The 22,470-nt window shown below is 69.3% G+C and carries 20 protein-coding genes; 10 read left to right on the forward strand and 10 right to left on the reverse strand.

Features of this window, described 5'->3' with window-relative positions:
- Positions 1 to 424: 424 nt before the first annotated feature.
- Positions 425 to 1,321: a DNA-3-methyladenine glycosylase family protein gene (locus tag CFP71_RS17055; protein WP_093934844.1), complete on the reverse strand. Its 897-nt coding sequence runs from the start codon at positions 1,319 to 1,321 to the stop codon at positions 425 to 427.
- 110 nt (positions 1,322 to 1,431) lie between these two features.
- Here CFP71_RS17055 and CFP71_RS17060 point away from each other — a divergent pair, with 110 nt between their 5' ends.
- Both CFP71_RS17060 and CFP71_RS17065 read left to right on the forward strand, forming a co-directional pair.
- Positions 1,432 to 1,884 (forward strand): adenylyltransferase/cytidyltransferase family protein, encoded by a 453-nt coding sequence (locus CFP71_RS17060; RefSeq protein ID WP_093934845.1) that lies wholly within the window; start codon positions 1,432 to 1,434, stop codon positions 1,882 to 1,884.
- Positions 1,885 to 2,095: 211 nt separating this feature from the next.
- On the forward strand, positions 2,096 to 2,530 hold the full coding sequence (locus CFP71_RS17065; RefSeq protein WP_093934965.1) for a hypothetical protein: 435 nt from the start codon (positions 2,096 to 2,098) through the stop codon (positions 2,528 to 2,530).
- A gap of 84 nt (positions 2,531 to 2,614) precedes the next feature.
- Here the strand turns inward: CFP71_RS17065 and CFP71_RS17070 are convergent, their stop codons facing one another.
- The 4 genes from CFP71_RS17070 to CFP71_RS17085 all read right to left on the reverse strand — a co-directional run bounded on the left by CFP71_RS17070 (position 2,615) and on the right by CFP71_RS17085 (position 7,075).
- Positions 2,615 to 3,655: a serine hydrolase domain-containing protein gene (locus CFP71_RS17070; protein WP_093934846.1), complete on the reverse strand. Its 1,041-nt coding sequence runs from the start codon at positions 3,653 to 3,655 to the stop codon at positions 2,615 to 2,617.
- 58 nt (positions 3,656 to 3,713) lie between these two features.
- Entirely contained in the window at positions 3,714 to 4,577 is an 864-nt protein-coding gene (locus tag CFP71_RS17075; protein WP_208635971.1) for a glycosyltransferase family 2 protein, read from the reverse strand.
- 235 nt (positions 4,578 to 4,812) lie between these two features.
- Positions 4,813 to 5,949, reverse strand: coding sequence for a glycosyltransferase family 4 protein (locus tag CFP71_RS17080; protein WP_093934847.1), 1,137 nt, complete (start codon positions 5,947 to 5,949; stop codon positions 4,813 to 4,815).
- Positions 5,950 to 5,989: 40 nt separating this feature from the next.
- Complete coding sequence (locus tag CFP71_RS17085; protein ID WP_093934848.1) at positions 5,990 to 7,075, reverse strand: glycosyltransferase family 4 protein; 1,086 nt, start codon at positions 7,073 to 7,075, stop codon at positions 5,990 to 5,992.
- 19 nt (positions 7,076 to 7,094) lie between these two features.
- Between CFP71_RS17085 and CFP71_RS17090 the strand changes: the two genes are divergently transcribed.
- The 3 genes from CFP71_RS17090 (at position 7,095) to CFP71_RS17100 (ending at position 11,800) form a co-directional block, all read left to right on the forward strand.
- A complete protein-coding gene (locus CFP71_RS17090; RefSeq protein ID WP_093934849.1) occupies positions 7,095 to 8,006 on the forward strand; it encodes a glycosyltransferase family 2 protein in 912 nt (303 codons plus the stop codon).
- A gap of 199 nt (positions 8,007 to 8,205) precedes the next feature.
- Positions 8,206 to 10,719 carry a glycosyltransferase gene (locus CFP71_RS17095; RefSeq protein ID WP_093934850.1) on the forward strand — a complete coding sequence of 838 codons (2,514 nt, stop codon included), beginning with the start codon at positions 8,206 to 8,208 and terminating at the stop codon, positions 10,717 to 10,719.
- Complete coding sequence (locus CFP71_RS17100; RefSeq protein ID WP_093934851.1) at positions 10,712 to 11,800, forward strand: glycosyltransferase family 4 protein; 1,089 nt, start codon at positions 10,712 to 10,714, stop codon at positions 11,798 to 11,800. Before CFP71_RS17095 ends, CFP71_RS17100 begins: the two co-directional genes overlap by 8 nt.
- A gap of 76 nt (positions 11,801 to 11,876) precedes the next feature.
- On the opposite strand, the gene rfbD is transcribed toward CFP71_RS17100, so the two are convergent.
- Entirely contained in the window at positions 11,877 to 12,749 is an 873-nt protein-coding gene (gene rfbD, locus CFP71_RS17105) for a dTDP-4-dehydrorhamnose reductase (protein ID WP_167406159.1), read from the reverse strand.
- Positions 12,750 to 12,751: 2 nt separating this feature from the next.
- The gene (gene rfbB, locus CFP71_RS17110) at positions 12,752 to 13,735 is read right to left on the reverse strand and encodes a dTDP-glucose 4,6-dehydratase (protein WP_093934852.1); all 984 of its coding nucleotides are present in this window, start codon (positions 13,733 to 13,735) and stop codon (positions 12,752 to 12,754) included.
- 151 nt (positions 13,736 to 13,886) lie between these two features.
- Here rfbB and CFP71_RS17115 point away from each other — a divergent pair, with 151 nt between their 5' ends.
- From CFP71_RS17115 to CFP71_RS17125, 3 genes are all read left to right on the forward strand, one after another.
- Positions 13,887 to 15,434 carry an LCP family protein gene (locus CFP71_RS17115; RefSeq protein ID WP_093934853.1) on the forward strand — a complete coding sequence of 516 codons (1,548 nt, stop codon included), beginning with the start codon at positions 13,887 to 13,889 and terminating at the stop codon, positions 15,432 to 15,434.
- A gap of 89 nt (positions 15,435 to 15,523) precedes the next feature.
- A complete protein-coding gene (locus tag CFP71_RS17120) occupies positions 15,524 to 16,846 on the forward strand; it encodes an LCP family protein (protein ID WP_093934854.1) in 1,323 nt (440 codons plus the stop codon).
- A gap of 10 nt (positions 16,847 to 16,856) precedes the next feature.
- Complete coding sequence (locus CFP71_RS17125) at positions 16,857 to 17,564, forward strand: TIGR03089 family protein (RefSeq protein WP_093934855.1); 708 nt, start codon at positions 16,857 to 16,859, stop codon at positions 17,562 to 17,564.
- Positions 17,565 to 17,627: 63 nt separating this feature from the next.
- Here the strand turns inward: CFP71_RS17125 and CFP71_RS17130 are convergent, their stop codons facing one another.
- Positions 17,628 to 18,053 (reverse strand): DoxX family protein, encoded by a 426-nt coding sequence (locus tag CFP71_RS17130; protein ID WP_093934856.1) that lies wholly within the window; start codon positions 18,051 to 18,053, stop codon positions 17,628 to 17,630.
- Positions 18,054 to 18,265: 212 nt separating this feature from the next.
- Between CFP71_RS17130 and CFP71_RS17135 the strand changes: the two genes are divergently transcribed.
- On the forward strand, positions 18,266 to 18,721 hold the full coding sequence (locus CFP71_RS17135) for a hypothetical protein (RefSeq protein ID WP_093934857.1): 456 nt from the start codon (positions 18,266 to 18,268) through the stop codon (positions 18,719 to 18,721).
- On the opposite strand, the gene CFP71_RS17140 is transcribed toward CFP71_RS17135, so the two are convergent.
- Entirely contained in the window at positions 18,669 to 19,097 is a 429-nt protein-coding gene (locus CFP71_RS17140) for a hypothetical protein (RefSeq protein WP_093934858.1), read from the reverse strand. The two genes, CFP71_RS17135 and CFP71_RS17140, sit on opposite strands and share 53 nt — an antisense overlap.
- Before the next feature lie 445 nt (positions 19,098 to 19,542).
- Positions 19,543 to 20,715 carry an acyl-CoA dehydrogenase family protein gene (locus tag CFP71_RS17145; protein WP_208635972.1) on the reverse strand — a complete coding sequence of 391 codons (1,173 nt, stop codon included), beginning with the start codon at positions 20,713 to 20,715 and terminating at the stop codon, positions 19,543 to 19,545.
- Between the two features lie 105 nt (positions 20,716 to 20,820).
- Here CFP71_RS17145 and CFP71_RS17150 point away from each other — a divergent pair, with 105 nt between their 5' ends.
- A complete protein-coding gene (locus CFP71_RS17150; protein WP_093934969.1) occupies positions 20,821 to 22,470 on the forward strand; it encodes a class I adenylate-forming enzyme family protein in 1,650 nt (549 codons plus the stop codon).

Here is a 22,470-nt window from a genome sequence, read left to right on the forward strand (position 1 = left end):
TTCATACGGTGTGTTGATTCCTTGTCCAGATTGATTTGGTATAAAGCGGTCCTCGTTGAATTGCTCCGTCGCCGCCCAAGACCTCCCCCCTTTCCCTACACGCCCCTCTTCCGTTGCCCCGCAGCAGCAGTACCCGAGCCAGCAGCAGCCCTACCCGCCGCAAGGCTGGGGCAACTGACCGGCCTCACCTCGGCTGAGCCGCGTGAAGGGGGCCTTCACGCGCACCCGCTGTGACGTGCGGGGCCACTGGGGGCTTATGTGGTTCCTGAGATTCTTGGGATTAGCCAAAAGTCCGTGAAGGCCTCCTTCCCTACCTTCAGGGTAGGCAAGGAGGCCTTCACGGGCTTCCGCCCAGTGGCCACAGGCCAGCCGAAAGTTCGCGAGGGAGGCCTTCATGTACTTGGTCGCCGCGAGACCGGCCGAGTCACATCGCGCGGTAGTCGCGAAGCTCGATCTTCGGCCCGAACCTAGGGCGGCGGAAACCGGCCGTCGACAGATACCGCACCGCGCGCTGCCGCTGCGGCGAATACGGCGCCAGCACCTCCGACATCCCGGCGTCGTCGAGTTTCGTGCCGACCAGCGCGTGCCCCACCATCGACGGGATGTTGTAGTCGCCGAAACTCACCGCGTCCGGGTCTCCCCAGGCGCGCTGCGCGATCTCCGCCGCGGTCCACACCCCGATGCCGGGGACCTTCCGCAGCCAGGCCCGTCCTTCGACGCCCTTCAGTTCGACGGCTTTCTCCAGCCGTGGCGCGACACGCGCGGCGGTGATCAACGTCGTCCGCCGTTTCAGGTCCACCCCGGCGCGATGCCATTTCCAGTCCACAATGGAACGAATGGCGACCGGCGTCGGCGGCACACGCAGCCGTGACGGCCCGGGGCCCGGCGCCGGTTCCCCGAACCAGCGGCACAATTCGCTCCACGACCGCAGCGCCTCCGCGCTGGTCACCTTCTGTTCCAGCACGGCGAGCACCAGCGCGTCCCACACCCGGCCGGTCGAACCGAGCCGCAGCCCCGGGTTCAGGCGCCGCGCCGACGCGATGACGTCGTGATGCGCGACGAAGGCGGAGTCGTCGTCGTGCGCGCCCAGCATGGCGGGGACGCCGTCGAGGAGGCTGTCGGCGCCGGGGCCCCAGGCCTCCGCCTCGATCTCGCCGTCCGCGCGCCGCAGCAGCGCGAGCGTGCCCGGACCGTCCGCGGTGTTGGCGGCCAGCCAGGTGACCCCGCCTTCGGTGCGGACGACGTTGGGCGACCGCGACCCACGGCTCAACGGACCCAGCACCGTGTCCAGGTCGAGCTCGAAGCCGGGGCGGAATCGCACACACGGAAACTACCCCGCCCTCGGCTAGGGTTACGCGGGCCATCCGGTGCCCGGCGCCGCCGGAGCTAAGCTGATGACCCCCAACCGTAAGCCGACGGAGGACACGGACGATGACATCGCGACCGGCTAAGGCCTCGATCGTCAGTGGGTACTTCAACCCGCTCCACCAGGGCCATCTCGACCTGTTCGAGGCCGCGCAGGCACGGTCCGGCTACCTGATCGTCATCGTCAACAACGATCACCAGCAGGTCCTCAAGAAGGGCAGGGTGATCCAGGTCGAGGACGTCCGCGCCCGGATCGTCCGCGCGCTGCGCATCGTCGACGACGTGTACGTCGCTGTCGAGCAGGGGCCGGGCATCAACGAGTCGTTCGACCTGATCCGCGCGGCGTACCCGGACACGGAACTCGAGTTCTGCAACGGCGGGGACCGGCGCAACGTCGACGAACTCCCGGCCGACGAGGTCGAGGCCGGGGCCCGCAACGACATCTCGATGATCTACGGCATCGGGGGCACGGACAAGGCCGACTCCAGCACCCGGATCCTCTCGGACATGGAAGCCTGAGTCCCCGCCGCCGGCCGTGCGCCCGGCAACTTTTGTCGGAAGACGTTTGCGGGTCTGCTGACGGCGGCCGCTCCTAGGGCCTACCCTAGACAACACACAGTCGGCCCTGAACCCAGAGGGCCCCAGGTCAGTCGGGAGGCCTAGGGGAATGGACCCCCGTGCTCGGGCGGACGCCTTGCTCGCACGCGCCAGCGCGCGTGGAGCCTTCGTCGTGACACCGGACAACGCGACGTCTCCGATGGACTCCGCGAACACCCAGCAGATCCCCCGATCGGTGGTCGCCGAGATCGACCGGTCATCGGACCCGGACACGACCACTCAGCTACCGGCTTCACTGATCGCGGAGAACGACCACCCGCTGGCGGGCCCCGAGCCGACGACGCGGCTGGACCTGCCGCCGGCGCGGGGTGAAGGCTCGACCCAGCCACAGCCCTATCCGCGCCGCCCCGGGCACCAGCCGACCAGGCCGCTGCCGCAGGCGACGACCCCGCTCACCCGGCGGCCGCCCGCCGCGCCGGTGCAGAGTCCCCTGATCGAGCAGCCGGAACCGGAGACCGCCGAGAACGAGGTCGGCGGCTTGGTGCCGACGGTGAAGCAGAACCCTTCGGGGCGTTCGAACCTCTCGCGCCGACTGGACGGCATCTAGCCCCTCACCACGCGTGCAATGAAAGGCCCCTTCATAGCAAAATTTGCAATGAAGGGGCCTTTCATTGCACGGTCGGCACCCACCTCAGGCGGTTTGGATCACCCGATCGATTTCCTTGATCGCCGCACCCCCGCCGTAAGTCGCGTTGGACAGCATCGCGACGTCCAACCCCTCGGACGGGTAGTGCCGCATGAGCGAGCAGACGCCGACGTTCCCGCCGTCCTTGTAGTAGTTCCGCACCGAGCCGTCCTGGTCCAGGACGAATTCGAGCCCGAATCCGTACCAGACGCCGCTGCCGTGAAGCACCTGCGGCGTCAAGAACTCCTTCGTGCGCTCAGGGCTCAGGAGTCGTTCCTCCCGGATCGCCCGCAGAAGCCGGACGAGGTCGCCGACGGTGCAGTACGCACCCCCATCGGGTGAACCGATCGGCGGGTAGCTGAAGATGTTCTGCTTCCAGCCGGTGATCCGCTCGCCGTCGAGGATCGGGTCCCAGCCTTCGGCGACCCTCGGCTGTGGGTCGCGCCGGTCGAAGAACCCCGATTCGGTCATCCCCGCGCGATCGAGCACGGCATCCCGGACATGGTCGCGATACGACGTCCCGGTGATCCGCTCGATCACCAGCCCGGCGAGGACGTACCCCGAATTGCAGTACCGGCAGCCCTCGCCCGGTGCGAAATTCGGTGCCCGGTAAGCGAAATTTGGCAGATGGTCACGCGTTTCGACGACCGAGTACACCGGCTTGTCGACCCACAGCGCCTCGTAACTCTCGCCCGCTTCCTCGTCGGCGTCGTCGGCGATCCCGGAGGTGTGCGTAAGCAGATGCCTCGTCGTCGCCTCCGGCGCGATCGTCGTGCCGCCGAGGTCGAGGAACTCGCCGATCGGACTGTCGAGGTCCAGCCGTCCCTCGTCGGCCAGGCGCAACGCGGCGAGCGCGGTGAGGACCTTGGTGACCGACGCGGTGTCGTACCGGATGTCCGGCGCGTTGGGCACCGACCAGCGGCGGCTGGCCAGACCGTATCCGCGTTCGAAGAGCGTCTCGTCACCGCGCCGGATCAGCACGACCCCCGAGAAGCGGTCCGCCCCGGCGCGTTCGGTCAGCCAGGTGTCCAGTTCGGCGAAGTCCATTCGCCGAAGGTAACGACGGCAGGCCGCCGAGTCGCGCGAGTTCCGATGGCCGGAACGGCTACTTCGGGCGCGTCTCCAGCTTGAGCCGCAGCGCGAGTCCGGCCTTCACCGCGAGCATGACGGGCTTCCACAGGAGGCCGCGGTGACGGTCCGCGAGATAGCGGTACGCGCTTTCGTGGTGCGCGCGCAGCATCTTCGCCGAAGCCTGCGAAGTCGAGTGGCCACCGATGTGCATGACGCTGGACGAAGGCGCGTAGACGTTCAGCCAGCCGGCCCGAGCCAGCCGATCGCCGAGGTCGACGTCCTCGAAGTACATGAAGTAGCGCGTGTCGAAGCCGTCGACCGAGTCGAACGCCTCACGGCGGATCAGCTGGCAGGAGCCGGAAAGCCAGCCCGCCGTGCGCTCGACCGGGGTGCCGGTCTCCTGACGGTACTGCCGCGTCCACGGGTTGCCCGGCCAGATCTTGCCGAACGCCGCGTGCCCGATCCCGCGGCCGAACGACGGCAGCAGCCGGGCCGACGGGTAGACCGTGCCGTCGAGATCGTGGATGAGCGGCCCGAACGCGCCACCGCGCGGCCAGCGCCCGGCGACCTCCAGCAGCGCGTCGAGTGAACCGGGCTCCCATTCGAGGTCCGGGTTCACCACGACGACCCAGCCGTAGCTGTCGTCGAGTTCCGCGACACCGCGGTTGGCGGCCGTGCCGTAGCCGACGTTCTCGCCGATGCTGAGCAGCTTGACGTTGTCCCGGCGGGCGGCCTTCTCCGGAGCGCCGTCCGTCGAGTCGTTGTCGGCGACGACGACCTGGACGTCCCGGTCCGTCGCCTTCTCGAGCGTGTCGAGGAACTTCTCGAGGGTTTCGCCGGGGAAGTACGTCACGGTCACGACGGCGATCCCGTCGCCGTAGCTGGGGTGCTCAGTCACGCGGCCATTGTCCACCCGTCACCGAACGCGACTTCGGGCCCCACCCCCGACGCCGGGGGCGATAGCAAAGGTCCCTTGCTCCCCCGCGCCTGACCTGCGCGACGCCGTTGCCTCGTGAGCGGTGAGGTCGGTGAGGTGTGCCCCCAATGTGGCATTGGGGACGTTGAGTGTCCCCAATGCCACATTGGGGGCGTTCCTCACCGACCCGAAACGTTCGCCTCGCGAGGCCGGTGAGTCAGCCCGCCCGCCGTTGCGCGTGCCGGTGGAAAGCCTTCGCGTAAGCCTCCCGGTGCCGCTCCGCGGTCGTCGCCCACGAGAACTCCTTCGCCCTCAGCTGCGCGGCTTCGGCCAGCTCGGCCCGCCGCGCGGGAGCGTCGAGCAGCTCCGAGATGGCCGCCGCGACGTCTCCGGCGCCGACACCGCAGTACGCGACCGCGTCCCCGCCGACCTCGGGCAGCGAAAGCCGCCGCGTCGTGAGCACGGCGGCCCCGCACGCCATCGCCTCCAGCACCGGCAGCCCGAAACCCTCGCCGAGGCTCGGATAGGCGACCAGTTCGGAGCCGCCGAGGAACCCGGCGAGCGTGTCGAACGGCAGATAGCCCGCCCGGATCACCCGCAGCCGGTGCGGCACGGCGTCCAGCGCGCGTTCGACCTGCGAGTCCCAGCCCGGCTGCCCGGCCAGCACCAGCGCGGGCGGGTTCGGCCTGCCGATCACGGCGCGCGCGAAGCCGCGGATCAGCGCGGGCACGTTCTTGCGCGGTTCCAGCGCGCCGAGGAAGGCGACGTACGGCGTCTTCCCGAGGCCGACGGCGTCGCGCGCGGCCTCGATTTCGGCGGGCGAGGGCGGATGGAACCGGTCCGGTTCGACGCCGTGGTGGATGATCTCGAGTTCGGCCGTCCGCACCTGGCCGACACGCTCCAGCTCGGCGGCCGTCGCGATGCTCGGCACGACACAGAGCGTCGCACGGCGAAGCGCCGTCGCGGTCCAGGCGCGGAAGAAGCGCGCCTTCACCGAAGAGTGCAGGACCGCGTCGGTGAAGAAGGTCGCGTCGTGCAGCGTCACCACCGAAGCGGCCGGGCTCGCCAGCGGCATCGTGTAGTGCGGCGAATGGACGACGTCGGCGGAGAGCCGGCGGACCAGCCGGGGCAGGGTCGCCTGCTCCCAGGTCAGCCTGGCCGTCCTGGTCGACGTCGACGGCGAGGTGGGCACGATCCGCGCGCCGGGCGCCAGCCGGTCGTACAGCACCGCGTCCCGCGGCTGGCAGACGACGGTGATCCGGGCGCCGTCCGCGTCCAGCGCCGCGACCAGCGAATCCACGTAACGACCGACGCCGCCCCTGTCCGCGGGGACGGCGGTCGCGTCGATCAGCACGCGAGGGTCATCGGTCACCCTAGGAGGGTACGACTGCGCGTCACCTCCGCGGTGGGGAACCGACAAACTGATCGCGCAGGTGGAGGCCCCAAACAGCGGAAGCGGCACGCTGCCAGGTGAACTCACTCGAACGGCTGAGACCGCTGTCACGCAGCGCCGCCGCCTGCTCCGGATGGCCTAGTACGCCGGACAGCGCGTCCGCAAGCGCTTGCGCCTCTCCCACCGGAACGACGACGCCCGCTCCCCCGGCCACCTCGACCAGGGCCGGGACGTCCGAATGCACCACCGGCACCCCGGCCGCCATCGCCTCGATCAGCGGCAGCCCGAACCCCTCCGCCCGGCTCGGCATCGCCAGCACCGACGCGCCCCGCAGCACGAACGCCAGTTCCGCGTCGCTCACCTTCCCCAGCAGCCGGACGTCGGCGCCGTGCTCGCGCGCCAGCGCCACCGGGTCGATCCCGCCCCAGCCCGGCTGCCCGGCCAGCACCAGCGGCACCCCGATCCGGCCGGCGGCCTCGATCAGCACGTCGACGCCCTTGCGCGGCTCGATCGTCCCGATCGCGAGCACGTACCGCTCCGGCAGCGCGACCTCGGCGAACTCGGTGTGCGACCGGACGCCGTGCGGGATCACGCGCACCGGCACGGACACCGGCACCAGCGCGGCGAGCTCGTCCGCAATCGCTTGCGTGGGCACCGTCAGCGCGGTCGCCCGGGACGCGGCCCGCGTGATCACCGCCTTGTGCCACGCGACGCCGCGCGGAGTCAGCGTCCCGGGATGTGTCCACGGCACGGTGTCGTGCACCGCGACCGACAGCGTCCGCCCCTTCGGCACCCGGGCGGGCGCGAGCGGGGTCGGCGCGTGGACCGCGTCGCCACCCGGCCACCACGGCAGCCCCAGCTGCCAGGCCGCGATCAGCGCCCGCGGCGGGATCGGCAGCACCCGCGGCCCCTCGACGCCCTCGACGACGGCGGCCTCGGTGTCGGCGTGCCGCGCGACCACACTCGACACCGTCCAGCCCGCCGGCGCGGTCTCGGCGAGCGCCCGCAGCAGCTCGCCGGTGTAGCGGCCGGTCCCGCCGGGGACCGGCGCCAGCAGCTGCTCGGCGAGCACGACCAGTTCGGGCATGGTCTCTATTCTCTCTGGCATGACCAGCACCACCGTCGTCGTGGTCACCTGGCGCGGCGCCGCGCACGTCACCGCCTGCCTCGACGCCCTCGCCGCGCAGTCCCGCGCACATCGGACGCTGGTCGTCGACAACGCCTCCGACGACGGGACGGCCGCGCTCCTCGCCGCCCATCCGTCGAAACCCGAGGTGCTGCGGCTGCGGCGCAACACCGGATACGCGGGTGCCATGGCCGCCGCACTGGACAAAGTGGACACGCCGCTCATGGCGTGGCTGAACGACGACGCCGCGCCGACCCCGGAGTGGCTCGCGACCTGCGAAGACACCCTCGCGAAAGCCCCGCTCGCCGCGGCCGTGAGCGCCCGGCTCACCCTGGCCGACGGCACCGTCCAGTCCACCGGTGTCCGCCTGACGGCCGACGGCCACGGCGCCGACCTGGCCGAACCCACCGGCGAGGTCTTCGGCTTCTGCGGGGGCGCGGCCGTGCTGAACGTCGAGGCGCTCCGTTCCGTCGGCGGCGTCCCGGCCTCCTATTTCTGCTACTACGAGGACACCGACACCGCGTGGCGGCTGCGGCTGGCGGGCTGGGACGTCGTCGGCGCCGAAGCCGACGTCACCCATCAGCATGGCGCGAGCACCCGGCCGGGTTCGGTCCGGTTCCATCTGTGGAACGAACGCAACCGCCTGCTGACCCTCCTCCGGTGCGCACCGGGGCAGGTGGCGATCCGCCAGCTGGTGAAGTTCGCCGCCCTGACCGCGATCCTTCCCCTGAGAGGGAAACCGCAGGCGCCGAACTTCCGTCTCAGCCTCAGATGCCGGGTCCTGGGCGCCGTCGTCGCCCGCCTGCCGCGCACGCTGGTCGAGCGGCGGGCCATCGGGCGGCGGGCGGCGCTCGACCGAGGCGCGGTCTGGGAGGCGTGGGCGGGCCTTTAAGCTCTGACAGAAGACGGAGATGAAGATCGAGTCCGAGAAGTGCCTCACAGGAGCCCGCCCTCGGCCGAAGGCCCCGCTTCGCGACGGCACGGCGCCCCGGCACCAGCGGCGCGGGGAAGGCCAGACGAGCGCCCTGGCGGTGCGAAGCGGTCGCGGGCTCTTCATCGACACCGTCCAATCGAGTGCAGGGAGTACGGCTTTGGCGCAGGGGGAAACGCAACCGGTCGTCTCGGTGATCGTGGTGAACTACCGGGGAGCGGCCGACACCATCACCTGCCTGAACGCCCTCGCTGAACACGATTACCCGAACCTCGAGGTCATCTGCGTCGACAACGCCTCCGGCGGCACCGACGTGGCCGAGATCAAGGCCGCCGTCCCGGGTGTCAAGCTCGTCGAGTCGCCGGTGAACTCCGGCTTCGCGGGCGGCTGCAACCTCGGTGCCCGGCACGCCACCGGCACCGTCCTCGCCTTCCTCAACAACGACGCCCGCCCGGCGCCCGGCTGGGTGGGCACGGCCGTCGCCGAGCTGCGCGCGCAGCCGACCGTCGCCGCCGTGGCCAGCAAGGTCCTCGACTGGGAAGGCACCGGCACCGACTTCGTCGACGCGGGCCTGACCTGGTTCGGCATGGGCTACAAACGCCACGCGGGCAGCCCACTGGCCGACGTCCCCGCCGCCGAACACGAGATCGCCAAGGACGTACTGTTCGCGACCGGTTCGGCGATGTTCGTCCGCGCCGGGGTGTTCGCCGAACTCGGCGGGTTCGACGAGCGGTTCTTCATGTTCTACGAGGACGTCGACCTCGGCTGGCGGCTGAACCTGCGCGGCTGGCGGGTGCGGTACGTGCCGGAGTCGCTGACCTATCACAAGCACCACGCCACCATGTCCACAGTGGACGCCCCCGACTCCGGCCGCGAGACGTTCCTGCTGGAGCGCAACGCTTTGGCCGCGCTGTACAAGAACCTTTCCGACGAGACACTCTCGCGCGCGCTGCCCGCCGCCCTGGCGCTGGCCGTCCGCCGGGCGACCGCGCGCGGCGACCTCGACGCCACCCAGTTCGACCTCGCCCAGGGCGTCGGCCCGGCCGAAACCGGTCCGGTCGAGGTACCGAGGACGACACTGGCCGGCGTGCTCGCGATCGACCAGTTCGTCGAGCTGCTGCCGTCGCTCGCCGAATCGCGCGCCACCGAACAGGCCGCCCGTGTCCGCACCGACGCGGATCTACTTCCCCTGCTGCGCAAGGCCTTGGAGCCCGCGTATCCGCTGCCGCGCTACCTCGCCGCGCACGACATCCTGGTCGAGACGTTCGGCATCGACGCCCTGTTCGGACAGCGCCGCAAAGTCCTGGTCATCACCGGCGACGCGATCACCGAACGAATGGCGGGACCGGCGATCCGCGCCTGGAACATGTCCGCGACACTGGCCACCGAGCACGACGTCCACCTGGTGACGGTCAACCCGCTCGCCGACCCGCCGCCCGCGCCGTTCCGGGTCAGCGCGGCGACCCGGCGCGACCTGGAGACCCCGATCGCCTGGGCCGACATCATCGTCCTGCAGGGCCACGTCTTGGAACTCGCGCCCTCGCTCAAGAAGCAGTACGCGCACAAGATCGTGGTCGCGGACCTGTACGACCCGATGCACCTGGAACTGCTCGAACAGGGCAAGGGTGTCCCCGACGACAAACGCGCGCTGGACCTCATCGGCGTCACCAAGGTCCTCGACGCGCAGCTGGAACGCGGAGACTTCTTCCTGTGCGCGTCGGAACGGCAGCGGCACTTCTGGCTGGGTCACCTCGCCGCGATGGGCAGGCTCTCGCCGCGGCTGTACGACGCCGACCCGACCACCCAGTCGCTGCTCTCGATCGTCCCGTTCGGACTGTCCCCCAACGCCCCGGTCCGCACCGGCCCCGGTCTCCGGTCCACTTTGGACGGCATCGGCGAGACCGATCACGTCGTGCTGTGGGCGGGCGGGGTCTACAGCTGGTTCGACCCGCTCACCCTGGTCCGCGCGATCGAACGGCTGCGGCAGCGCCGCGGCGACGTCCGCCTGGTGTTCCTCGGGATGAAGCATCCCAACCCCGAAGTCACCGAAATGGACATCGGGGCGCGCACGATGCTGCTTTCGGACACCCTCGGCCTCACCGGCAAGCACGTGTTCTTCAACCAGCACTGGGTGCCCTACGAGGAGCGCCAGAACTGGCTGCTGGACGCGAACTGCGGTGTCACCACGCATTACGAGCACGTCGAGACGACGTTCGCCTTCCGCACCCGGGTGCTGGACTACCTGTGGGCGGGGCTGCCGATCGTCACCACCGACGGCGATTCGTTCGCCGACCTGGTCCGCGAGGAACAGCTCGGCGTCGTCGTCCCGGCCGAGGATGTGGACGCCCTGGCCGCCGCGCTGGAAAAGGCCTTGTACGACGAGGAGTTCGCCGCGGGCTGCGTCGAGCGGATGGCCGCCGTCGCCCAGCGCTACGCCTGGCCGGAGGCGCTGAAGCCGCTGGTGGAGTTCTGCCGGAACCCGCGGCCCGCCGCGGACCGGCTCCCCGGCTCGGACGATCTCGTGGTCACCGCGCCGGTGCGGGGCAAGGAAATGCTGCGCCGCGACGTCGACCTGATCCGCGAGTACCTCGCCGACGGCGGGCCGAAGGAACTCGTGCGGCGCGTCGGCGGCCGGGTGGTCAAGGTCGCCAAGCAGAGGCTCGGCCGTGGCTGATCGTCCGTTGCGCGTCCTCCTCGACGGGACCCCGCTGCTCGGTGCCAGGACGGGCATCGGCCGGTACACCGTCGCCCTGTCCGAAGAGCTCGCCTCTATGTCCGAAGTGGACACTCGCGCGGTCGCGTTCACCCTCCGGGGCTGGCGGCGGCTGCGGCACGTGCTGCCGCACGGCGTCCGGGCCCGTGGCATGCCGGTGGCGGCACGACTGCTGCGCAAGGCGTGGCTGCGTTCACAGCTGCCGCCGGTGGAACTGTTCGCCGGACCGACCGACGTCGTGCACGGCACCAACTTCGTGCTGCCGGGCCGGTTCCGCGCGGCGGGTGTGGTGACCATTCACGATCTGGCCTTTTTGGACGCTCCCGAGGAGCTCGCGCCGAGTGATCACGAGCTGCCGCGGCTGGTCCGGCGCGGCGCCCGGCTCGCCGACGCGATCTGCACCCCCACCAACGCCGTCGCCGACCAGGTCGCCGAACGGCTCGACGTGGATCGCGGCAAGATCATCGTCACCCCGCTCGGGGTGAACCCGGCCTGGTTCACCGCCCGCCCGCCGGACCGGGAACGCCGCGAGGAACTCGGTCTTCCGGACAAGTACCTGCTCTTCGCGGGCGCCCCCGGCCCCAGGAAGGGCCTGCACTGGCTCCAGCAGGCGCACGAGGCGGCACCGGATCTGCCGGAACTGGTGTTCGTCGGCCCGGGTTCGTTCTCGGTGGGCTCGCGGTCGCGCCACGTGGGCTACCTGTCGGACGTGAACCTCCGCCGGGTCGTCGCCGGGGCCAGCGCGCTGGTGCTGCCGTCGCGCGACGAAGGCTTCGGGCTCCCGGTGCTGGAAGCGCTGGCATCGGACGTTCCCGTGGTGTGCACGGACATCCCGGCACTGCGCGAGGTCGCGGGGAACTGCGCGAGCCTCGTGCCTTACGAGGACGTCGACGGGCTCGTGGAGGCGCTGCGGATGGCTGTCAGCGACCCGCACGCCGTCGCCACTTCGGCCGCGCGCCGCGCCCACGTCGCGAACTTCACCTGGCGCGCGTGCGCCGAACTCACCGTCGCCGCGTACCGCCAGGCGAGCACGAAACACTGACCCTATGCATTTCGTCCTCTGGATGCGGTAGTTGGCACCGCGAACTACCGCATTCAGAGGACGAAATGCATAGGAGTCAGGAGGCGAAGTAGGCCTTCAGGGCATCCGTCCAGTCCCGAAGCGGCGTGAGACCGGCCTCGCGCCACGAAGCGTTCGAAAGCACCCCGTACGCCGGGCGCTTCGCCGGACGCGGGAACTCCGCCGTCGTACACGGCTTCACCCGCGCCGGATCCGCGCCGAGCTCCGCGAAGATCGCCTGCGCGAACCCGCACCACGTCGTCGACCCGCCGCCTGTGCAGTGCAGCACCCGCTGCGACGGGCCTTCGCCGGCCGCGACACGACCGGCCAGCTCCAGCAGCCCGGCGGCGAGATCGCGGGACCAGGTCGGCGCACCGGTCTGATCGTCCACTACGGACAGTTCTTCGCGCTCTTTTTCCAGCCGCGCCATGGTCTTCACGAAGTTCGACCCGGTCTTGCCGTACACCCAGGACGTCCGCACGATCCAGGACCGCGCCCCCGACCCGAGGACCGCGTCCTCACCGGCCGCCTTCGTCCGGCCGTACGCGTTGAGCGGCCCCAGCAGATCCGTGACCTCGTACGGCGAAGTCGCGTCTCCGGCGAAGACGTAGTCCGTGGACACGTGGATGAGCGGCACCCCGCGCGACGAACACGCGGCGGCGAGCACCCGGGGTCCGTCCGCGTTCACCGCGAACGCCCGCTCCTCGTCGGTTTCCGCGGCGTCCACCGCGGTGTAGGCCGCCGCGTTGATCACCACCGGCGACGTCCCCGCCGCCCGGGCCCGGTCCGCCAGCTCGGTGACCGCGGCGACGACCTGGCCGGTGTCGCGCACGTTCAGCTCCGCCGACGACGGCGTCGCGGAGTCCGGCGCCAGCGCCGCGATGTCCTGTCCCAGCTGGCCGGATCCGCCCGGTACGAGAACGCTCAGCACTTTCAGGCCCCCGCGCGGTTCTTCAGCGGCTCCCACCACGAACGGTTTTCCCGATACCAGGCGACCGTGTCGGCGAGACCGTCCTCAAAGGACATTCGCGGCGCGTAACCGAGCTCGGCCGAGATCTTCGTGATGTCCACCGAGTACCGGCGGTCGTGACCCTTGCGGTCCTCGACCGGCTCGACGCTCTCCCAATCGGCGTCAACGGCGTCCAGCAGCCGCCCGGTCAGCTCGCGGTTGGTCAGTTCCGTGCCGCCGCCGATGTTGTAGACCTCGCCCGGCCTGCCGCCGTCGACGACGAACTGGATGCCGCGACAGTGATCGTCCACGTGCAGCCAGTCACGCACGTTGAGCCCGTCGCCGTAGAGCGGAACCTTTTTGCCGTCGAGCAGATTGGTCACGAAGAGCGGGATGACCTTCTCAGGGAATTGGTACGGACCGTAGTTGTTCGAGCACCTCGTGACACAGACGGGCAGTCCGTGGGTGCGGAAGAAGGAACGGGCCAACAGATCCGAAGAAGCCTTCGACGCCGAGTACGGCGAATTCGGCTCCAAAGCGTGGTCTTCGGTCCAGGATCCTTCGTCGATCGAGCCGTAGACCTCGTCGGTCGACACGTGGACGAACTTCCCGACCTCGGCTTCGAGCGCGGCCTGCAACAGGGTCTGCGTGCCGAGCACGTTGGTCAGCACGAAGTCGGCGGCTCCGGCGATCGAACGGTCCACATGGGACTCGGCGGCGAAGTGCACGACGAGGTCGATGCCCTGCATCAGCTCGCTGACCAGGGCGCCGTCGCAGATGTCGCCCTTTTCGAACCGGTAGCGCGGGTTCTTGCGGACCGGTTCCAGATTCGCTTCGTTGCCCGCGTAGGTCAGCTTGTCGAGCACGATCAGCTCGGCGTCGACCAGGCTAGGGTATGCCCCCGTCAGCACCTGCCGGACGTAATGCGAACCGATGAACCCGGCACCCCCGGTGACCAGCACCCGCATCCCGCGACCCTCCCTTGACGACTTCCCGGACCAGCCGAGTGTGTCACGACCGGGGCAACCTTTCACCAGCCTACGGACGTCTAACACAGGGATCAGTAGAGTTGTCCGAGTGGCACGAGTGTGCCCTGGGGAGATTCGTGGAGGACCGCACGTGACCGAGTGGCCCGGGCCACCCATTCCGGCGCGCCGTGGCGGCGTCGCTATGTTCGCCCGCCGCGGGGTGAAGGTCGTGTTCAGCCTGGTCTCGATCACGATCCTGACGCTGACCTGGTGGGGCTGGCAGTTCATCGGCGACCCGTCGCAGGGCTTCGCGACCACGAACATCTTCGAGGACGACGGCCACCCGCCGGCGAAACCGCTGGACGGCGCGATCGACATCCTGCTCGTCGGCCAGGACAGCCGCACCGACGCGCAGGGCAACCCGCTGCCGCGCGAGGTCCTCGACATGCTGCACGCCGGCGTCTCGGACGGCGAGCGCCAGACCGACACGATGATCCTGGTGCACATCCCCCAGAACGGTAAGAAGGCGACCGCGATCTCCTTCCCCCGCGACTCCTGGGTCGAGATCACCGGCGGTTTCGGCAAGCACAAGCTCAACAGCGCGTACGTGTACGCCTACAACGACACGTCGAAGACGCTCCAGCAACAGGGCAACTCCGACCTCAAGGACGTCGACGCCAAGGCCAAGGACGCCGGCCGCAAGAACCTGATCGCGACGCTCGAGAAGTTCATCGGCAAGCCCAAGATGATCGACCGGTACGCCGAGGTGAACCTGTCGAGCTTCTACGAGATCACCAAGGCGATCGGCGGCGTCGAGGTCTGCCTGAACGGCCCGGTCAAGGAGAAGAAGTCCGGAGTGGACCTGCCCGCCGGGAAGTCGACCGTCGAAGGGGTCCAGGCGCTCGCGTTCGTCCGCCAGCGGTACGACCTGCAGAACGGCGACCTCGACCGGATCGCGCGGCAGCAGGCCTTCCTGTCCGGGCTGGCGAACAAGGTCCTCTCCTCCGACGTCCTGATCAACCCGGTGAAGATCTCGGACCTGATCGGCGCGGTGAAGAAGTCGGTCGTGCTGTCGGCGGGCTGGGACCTGCCGGAGTTCGCCGCGCAGATGCGCGGGCTGACCAGCGGAAACGTCGAGTTCCACACGATCCCGACGCAGGGTGACGCGACCATCGGCGGCGCCGCCGTGCTCCGGGTGGACCCGGCGCAGGTGCAGGCCGAGGTCGCCCGCCTGACCTCCGACGGCGAAACGGCGCCCACCTCGACCCCGGCCACGCTGCCGGGCGCGGAAGCAGTGACCGTCGAACTCTTCGACGGCTCCGGCTCCCCCACCCTGGCCACCGAGACCCGGAACCTCCTGCAGGGCAAGGGTTTCAAGCTCGCGGCCGATACCAAGCTGAGCACCCGCAACTCGACGGTCATCCGGCACGCGCCGGGCGACGAGGCCGCGCTGGCCCTGATCAAGCAGGTCTTCGGCACCGCGGTGCAGGCCGAGGCGGACCGGGACGTGCCCTCCGGAAAGGTGCGGGTCCTGCTCGGCAAGGACTTCAAGGGCGCTTCCGCGGACCAGGGCGGCGTGGCCACCACGACCCCGCCGAAGTCGCCACCGGCTTCGAAGCCGGCTCAGCCGCCCTCCAGCCCTCCGGCGGCCCCCAGCACGAAGCCGATCGTCGCGGGCAATGTGCCCTGCGTCAATTAATCCCCGGGTACTCAGCGTGGCCGACCTCGCCGTGGCCTAGCCTTCTCCTACGATCGAACCGGCGGGCAGCGCGAGGGAGGTGAACAGGGATGGACAGCGAGGACAAAGCCGTCAACGAGCATTCCGAACAGTTGGACGCCGAAGATCCGAAGCCGGAAGAGGCCGCCGCCTCGGACACCGAGAGTGACGAAGAGTCCCGGTTCGTCCCGACGCCGTACCCGCGAAATCAACTTCCCCAGCCGTCCTCTCCGCCGGAGGACGAAGACGAACCGGTCTCGGGTGTACTCGACGTACCCGAACGCCCGCTTCGCCGCGCCGGCCGGTACACCCGCCGGATCGCGATCGGCCTCGTGTCGCTGCTCGCCCTCGGTACGACGGGCTACGCGTATGTCACCAAGGACCGGTTGCAGGACAACGTCCCCACGACGAACGCCCTGAGCAAGGCCGACGATCCCGCCGCGCCGCCCGCCGACGACGGCGCCAACGACATCCTCCTGGTCGGCAGCGACGCGCGGACCGACGCGCAGGGCAATCCGCTGCCGCTCAAGGTGCTCAAGGAGCTGCGCACCGAGGGGAAGGCGGGCGTCAACACCGACACCATCATCATCCTGCGCATCCCAAAGAACGGCGGGAAGCCGTCGGGCGTCTCGATCCCGCGCGACACCTGGACCGACATCCCCGGCCGCGGCCCGAACAAGATCAATTCGGCGTACGGCGTCGCGAAGACCAACTACGCGAACGCGCACCGAGGCGAGTCCGACCAGGCGAAACTCGAACGCGATTCCGATCAGGAAGGCCGCAAGGCACTGGTCCAGACCGTTCAGGACCTGACGAAGATCCGCATCGACCACTACGCCGAGGTCAACCTGCTCGGGTTCTACCTGCTGACCGAGGCGCTGGGCGGCGTGAAGGTCTGTCTGAACCACTCCACCGAGGACAAGGATTCCGGCGCGAACTTCCGCCGCGGCGAACAGACCGTCTCGGGCGGCGAGGCGCTCTCCTTCGTGCGGCAGCGGAAGAACCTGCCGCGCGGCGACCTCGACCGCATCGTCCGCCAGCAGACGTTCCTCTCCTCCGCGCTGAACCAGGTGCTCTCGGCGGGCACGCTGACCAGCCCGTCGACGATGACGGGCCTGATCGACGTCGTGCGCCGGTCGATCGTCCTCGACGAAGGTCTGGACCTGCTGGAATTCGCGCAGCAGGCGAGGGGGATCGCGTCGGGTGACCTGACGTTCACGACCATCCCGGTGGTGAACATCAACGGCCGCAGCGCCGACGGCCAGAGCATCGTCGAGATCGATCCCGCCGCGGTGCGGACCTTCGTCACCGGCCTGGTCGGCCGGGGCGGTGGCGGCGGGGCTTCCGGCGCTGCTCCCCTGCTCGCCGCGTCGAGCGTTCCCTGCGTGAACTAGCGTTGGGGGCGTGAGCCTCACCGAACTGCTGCTGCGGCCCGTGCTCGGGTCGCCCGCGAAACCGCTGATCACGCATTACGACGACAAGCAGGGCAGCCGGGTCGAACTGTCCGTGGCGACCACGGTGAACTGGGCCGCCAAGACGGCGAACTGGCTGGTCGACGAATTCGACGTCGAACCGGGCGACGAGGTCGCCGTGGTGCTGCCGTCGCATTGGCAGACCGCCGGTGTCCTGCTGGGCGCGTGGTGGTGCGGTGCCAGGGTGGTGACGGAGACCGCGGGCGCGCGGGTGGCGTTCGTCGCGCCCGGCGGCGTTTCCGAGGCGGCCGCGACGGCCGTCGTCTCGCTGCACCCGATGGGTCTCGGGCTGCCCGCCGGCTCCGTGCCCGACGGCGCTCTGGACTACCTGACCGAGGCCAGGCTTTCGGGCGACCAGTTCAGCCCGCTGTTCCCGATTCCCGGTGACACTCCAGCGCTCGGTTCATCCACTGTGGACGAAGTGCTCGCCGAGGCTCGCTCCCGCGCTTCCAGTCTGGGCCTGTCCGGCGACGACCGCGTCCTGTCCACTGTGGAATGGTCCGGCTCCGAGGGAATACTCGCGGGTTTCGTGACGCCGCTCGCGGCCGGCGCGCATCTGGTCCAGGTCACCGACGCGGATCCGGCCAAACTCGCTTCCCGGCGCGAAGCCGAACGGACGACCGCGGATCTCCCCTCCTGAAGTGAGATGAAGGGGCCTTTCATTGCAAATTTCGCAAGGAAAGGCCCCTTCATTGCGCCTGGGTCAGGCGTCCTGAAGCTGCTTCGCCTCACGCTTGCGTCCGAAGAGCACGTGATCAAGCGACAGTTTTCCGGCGTTGAAGCCGAGCGCGAGCCCGGCGACCGCCAGGACGAGGACGAGTTCGTAACCGCCCTGACCGGTGAGGCCGTTGTCGAGGTGCACCGAGAGCAGCGCGCCGACGGAGACCACGACGAAGCCGAGGCCCACCAGCGGCGCCAGGAAACCGGCGATGAACAGAATCGAGCCCACGATCTCCACCGCGATCGCGAAGATCGCCGCGAGCGTCGGCAGCGGGATTCCGGTCTGCTCGAAGAACTTCGCGGTGCCGTCGATCCCGTTTTCCCACTTCTGCAGGCCGTGTGCGAGGAAGACCACACCGACACCGATCCGGCCCAGCAGGAGGGCGACATCCTTGAAACGAGCGAACATCGGGTCTCAGCTTTCTGGTCGGTGAATATTCAACTTACCGGGATCACGGTAAGGCACCGGGCGCCCCGAACGGCACCTCCGGAGCGTGATCGACAGGTACCCGACAGGAACCGTCCCGGACGGTGGGCATGTCCTCTGTGGAAGGTCGCGGCCGTCATTCCCCCGTACGGCGCCGTTGTTCCGGGCGTCCGACGGGCAAAATCACCTGTGTGATGGATGAACGTCTGATCGGCCTCTGGTCGGACCGCATGCTGTTCCCGAGCGACGTCGAGTCCGCCGAGCTGGCGTTCCGCGGCGACGGCTCCGGCTGGCTCTACTGGTCGAGCTGGAGCACCGAGTTCACGGTGTCGCGCTACACGTGGGCCGCGTTCACGCCGGGCACGCTGGCCCTGAAATTCCATCGCACCGTCAACGGCACGTGGTCGATCGACGACGGCGTCACGCGGCACGACGTCGAATCCGACGAGAAGGAGGAGTCGGTGATCGAGGTCGGCTACCGGATCGCGCCCGGCGAAGATCCGTTCGGCAGCCCGGTGACCCTGCTCACCCTGGACCGGCCGCTGGACGACCACCTCGCGGGCTCGCGGTTCGCGTGGGTCGAGAAACCGGAATCGCTCAACGACCCGTCCGTCGATGCTCCGCGGCGAGGCCCGTCCAGCCCCCACTGACGGCCAGCAGTTCCAGGACCCGCTCCGCCTGTTCGGCGAACCCGGCCAGATCCGCGTGCAGCAACGCGATCCTCTCGGCGTCGAGCGGGACCTCGTCGTCGGCCCACAGCTCGATCACCGTGCTGACCGTCCACACGAGGAACTGGATGATCCGGATGAACTCGTCCGACGGCTCGTCGACGGCGTCGCGGTAGCCCGTCTCGATCTCGTCGCAGGCCGCGACCAGCTCACGCAGCGGCTTGACGACGTCGGCCGCCGTCCCGTCCCATGAGGCGGACGGCCACATGCGATCCCCGAGTTCGAGCCACAACCGCCAGCCGGCGATCAGCTCGGCCTCGTCGTGCGGCGTCCACGACGCCGGGGCGAACCAGAACATCCTTCGAGAGTGACACCGGCGGCCCATGATCGCCGTACTTCCGTGAAGCATCTCACCGACGCCTGACCTCACACGCGCGATTCGTCACCCAATCGCGCGACGGCCTGGCGCCAAGCGGCGGTTTCGCGTGATCAGAGACGGAACTCGCGTGCGTGGGGACGGAACTCGCGTGATCAGAGACGGAACTCGCGTGATTGGGGGCGGAACTCACGTGATCAGATGGACGACACGCGGCGAGTCCGGCCGCCGCCGTGTTCCGCCCCCAAGCACGCGAGTTCCGTCCTCAAGCACGCGAGTTCCGTCCTCAAGTACGCGAGACCCGTCCTCAAGCACGTGACAGCAGCCGCAATTCGTCACCTACTCGCTCGCGCGAGCCTAAGTACATGAAGGCCCCCTTCCTTGCGTCTAGCGCAAGGAAGGGGGCCTTCATGTACTTGAGCGGAAATCAGCCCTTGAGCAGAGCCCGCGCCATGACCATGCGCTGGATCTGGTTGGTGCCTTCGTAGATCTGGGTGATTTTCGCGTCGCGCATCATGCGCTCCACCGGGAAGTCGCGCGTGTAGCCCGCGCCACCGAAGAGCTGCACCGCGTCCGTCGTCACCGACATGGCGATGTCCGACGCGTACGCCTTCGCGGCCGCGGCCATGTAGCCGCCACGCTTGTCGCCACGCTCGGTCGCCGCGGCGGAGGCGTAGACGAGGTTCCGGGCGGCTTCGATCTTGATGCCCATGTCGGCCAGCATGAACTGGACGCCCTGGAACTCCGAGATCGCCTTGCCGAACTGCTTGCGCTCCTTGACGTACGCGATGGACGCGTCGAGCGCGCCCTGCGCGATGCCCAGCGCCTGTGCGCCGATGGTCGGGCGGGTGTGGTCGAGGGTGCGCAGCGCGGTCTTCAGGCCGGTGCCGGGCTCGCCGATGATGCGGTCGGCCGGGATGGTGCAGTTCTCGAAGTGGATCTCGCGGGTCGGCGAGCCCTTGATGCCGAGCTTCCGCTCCTTTGAGCCGACGGTGAAGCCGGGGTCGTCCTTGTGCACGACGAACGCGGAGATGCCGTTGGCCTTCTTCTCGGCCTCGGGGTCGGTCACCGCCATCACGGTGTACCAGGACGATTCACCCGCGTTGGTGATCCAGCACTTGGTGCCGTTCAGCACCCAGTGGTCGCCGTCGAGCTTCGCGCGGGTGCGCATCGAGGCGGTGTCCGAGCCGGCTTCGCGCTCCGAAAGCGCGTAGGACGCCGAGGCCTCACCAGAGGCGATCGAAGGCAGCACGAGCTTCTTGAGGTCTTCCGACGCCGACAGGATGATCGGCACCGTGCCCAGCTTGTTCACCGCCGGGATCAGCGACGCCGACGCGTCGACGCGCGCGACCTCTTCGATCACGATGCAGGCGGCGATGGCGTCCGCGCCCTGGCCGTCGTAGGCCTCGTCGATGTGCACGGCGTTGAAACCCGACTTGACCAGGGCGTTGTACGCCTCGATCGGGTAGCGCTCGTCCTCGTCGACCTCGGCCGCGTACGGCTCGATCTCCTTCTCCGCGAGGGCACGCACCGCGGCCCGCAGCTCCTCGTGCTCCTCGGCAAGCTGGTACAGACCCGGGCCGTCAGACACCTTCGTCACCTCTTCTAACCGCGTTTGGGAGTTTGTCCGATGTTAGCGCTCGTTCACATTCCGCGACATCGCGAGCGCTTGTGTCTTTGACCGCAAAGTCCGTACGTTCGGGTGATGCAGCTCACCCCGTTCCCCCGGTCGCTCGACTATCCCGAGGTCCCGGTCGGCTCGGTGCTGGCAGGCGCCGCTGCTCGCTGGGGCTCCCGCACGGCCTTCGCCCACGGAGACCAGCGCCTCACCTTCTCCGAGACGTACAGCGCGGCCTGCCGGTTCGCGAACGCTTTACGTGCCGAGGGCATTGGCCGGGGCGACGTCGTGGCGCTCCACCTGCCGAACTGCCTGGCGTACCCGGTCGCGTACTACGGGACGCTGCTCGCGGGGGCCACCTTCAGTCCGGCGAATCCCCTGCTCCCACCGGACGACCTCGCCTTCCAGCTCGCCGACGCCGGGGCGGTCGCCGCCGTCACCGTCGGCCCGGTCGCCCGCGTGCTGGCTTCGGTCCGTGACCGGACCTCGGTGCGGCTGAGCATCGTCGTTCACCCGCCGGATGGACTCGCCACGGGCGAGGTCGAGTTCACGGAGTTCCACTCCGGTCACTCCGACGAGCGGCCGGACGTGGAGATCGACATCTACCGCGACCTCGCCCATCTGGCGTACACCGGCGGCACCACCGGACGGTCGAAGGGCGTCTGCCTGCCGCACCGAAATGTCGTGGTCAACAGCTTGCAGAGCTCCTGCTACCGGCTGGGCGCGGTCCCCGCTGTCGACGCCTCGGGCGAGGTGATCGTCGAGCAAGTCGGCGGTCCGGAGGAATGGCCGTCCCGGATCGGCACCGGGATCGCCCTCAACCTGACGCCGTGGTTCCACGCGATGGGGACCATCGCCGCGCTCAACGTGCCGCTGCTCGACGGCGGCACCATCGTGCTGCACGACCGCTTCGACCCGGCCGCGTACGTGGCCGACGCCGAACTGCTGCGGGTCACCACCATCGGCGGAGCGCCCGCGCTGTTCGCCGCGCTGCTCTCCTGCCCCGAGTTTCACACAGCCGACCTGTCTTCGGTACTGACCATCGGTTCCGGGGCGGCGCCGATGAACCACGAGATGATCCGCGCCCTGCAGAACCGATTCCCCGGCGTGCTCATCATCGAGGGCTACGGCCTCACCGAGGTCACCATGGGCGCCGTCATCGCGCCGTCCTACCGGTCTGCCGTCCGGAAGGTCGGTTCGGTCGGCCTGCCGCTGCCCGACACCGAGATCAAGATCGTCTCGGCCGAAGGCGGCGAAGATCCTTTGCCCGCCGGGGAAAGCGGCGAAGTGTGCCTGCGCGGCCCGCAGGTGATGACCGGCTATCGCAACCGTCCCGAGGAGACCGCGGCCGCGCTCGTCGATGGCTGGCTGCACACCGGCGACATCGGCCTCCTCGACGAGGACGGCTACCTGTCCATTGTGGACCGCAAGAAGGACATGCTGCTGTACAAGGGATACAACGTCTTCCCGCGTGAGCTCGAAGAGCTTCTGATCACCCTGCCCGGCGTCACCGCGGCGGCCGTCGTCGGCAAACCGGACACCGAGGTCGGCGAACTGCCGGTCGCGTTCGTGGTCCGCAGCGACGAGAACGTCACCGCCGAGCAACTCCTGGAGGCTGTCGGCGCCCGCGTCCTGCCGTACAAACGACTGCGGGCGATCCACTTCGTCGACCAGATCCCGGTGTCGGCCGCCGGGAAGGTACTGAAACGGGAGCTACGGAAGCAGCTCGCCGACTGA

This window comes from Amycolatopsis thailandensis, assembly GCF_002234405.1.
GTDB lineage: Bacteria > Actinomycetota > Actinomycetes > Mycobacteriales > Pseudonocardiaceae > Amycolatopsis > Amycolatopsis thailandensis.

Excerpts from the sequence above, each read along its gene's own strand:
- rfbB (WP_093934852.1), bottom strand. The coding sequence starts at position 13,735 with ATGCGGGTGCTGGTCACCGGGGGTGCCGGGTTCATCGGTTCGCATTAC.
- CFP71_RS17150 (WP_093934969.1), top strand. The coding sequence starts at position 20,821 with ATGCAGCTCACCCCGTTCCCCCGGTCGCTCGACTATCCCGAGGTCCCG.
- CFP71_RS17090 (WP_093934849.1), top strand. The coding sequence starts at position 7,095 with ATGACCAGCACCACCGTCGTCGTGGTCACCTGGCGCGGCGCCGCGCAC.
- CFP71_RS17135 (WP_093934857.1), top strand. The coding sequence starts at position 18,266 with ATGGATGAACGTCTGATCGGCCTCTGGTCGGACCGCATGCTGTTCCCG.
- CFP71_RS17130 (WP_093934856.1), bottom strand. The coding sequence starts at position 18,053 with ATGTTCGCTCGTTTCAAGGATGTCGCCCTCCTGCTGGGCCGGATCGGT.
- CFP71_RS17140 (WP_093934858.1), bottom strand. The coding sequence starts at position 19,097 with ATGTTCTGGTTCGCCCCGGCGTCGTGGACGCCGCACGACGAGGCCGAG.
- CFP71_RS17120 (WP_093934854.1), top strand. The coding sequence starts at position 15,524 with ATGGACAGCGAGGACAAAGCCGTCAACGAGCATTCCGAACAGTTGGAC.
- CFP71_RS17085 (WP_093934848.1), bottom strand. The coding sequence starts at position 7,075 with ATGCCCGAACTGGTCGTGCTCGCCGAGCAGCTGCTGGCGCCGGTCCCC.
- CFP71_RS17060 (WP_093934845.1), top strand. The coding sequence starts at position 1,432 with ATGACATCGCGACCGGCTAAGGCCTCGATCGTCAGTGGGTACTTCAAC.
- CFP71_RS17070 (WP_093934846.1), bottom strand. The coding sequence starts at position 3,655 with ATGGACTTCGCCGAACTGGACACCTGGCTGACCGAACGCGCCGGGGCG.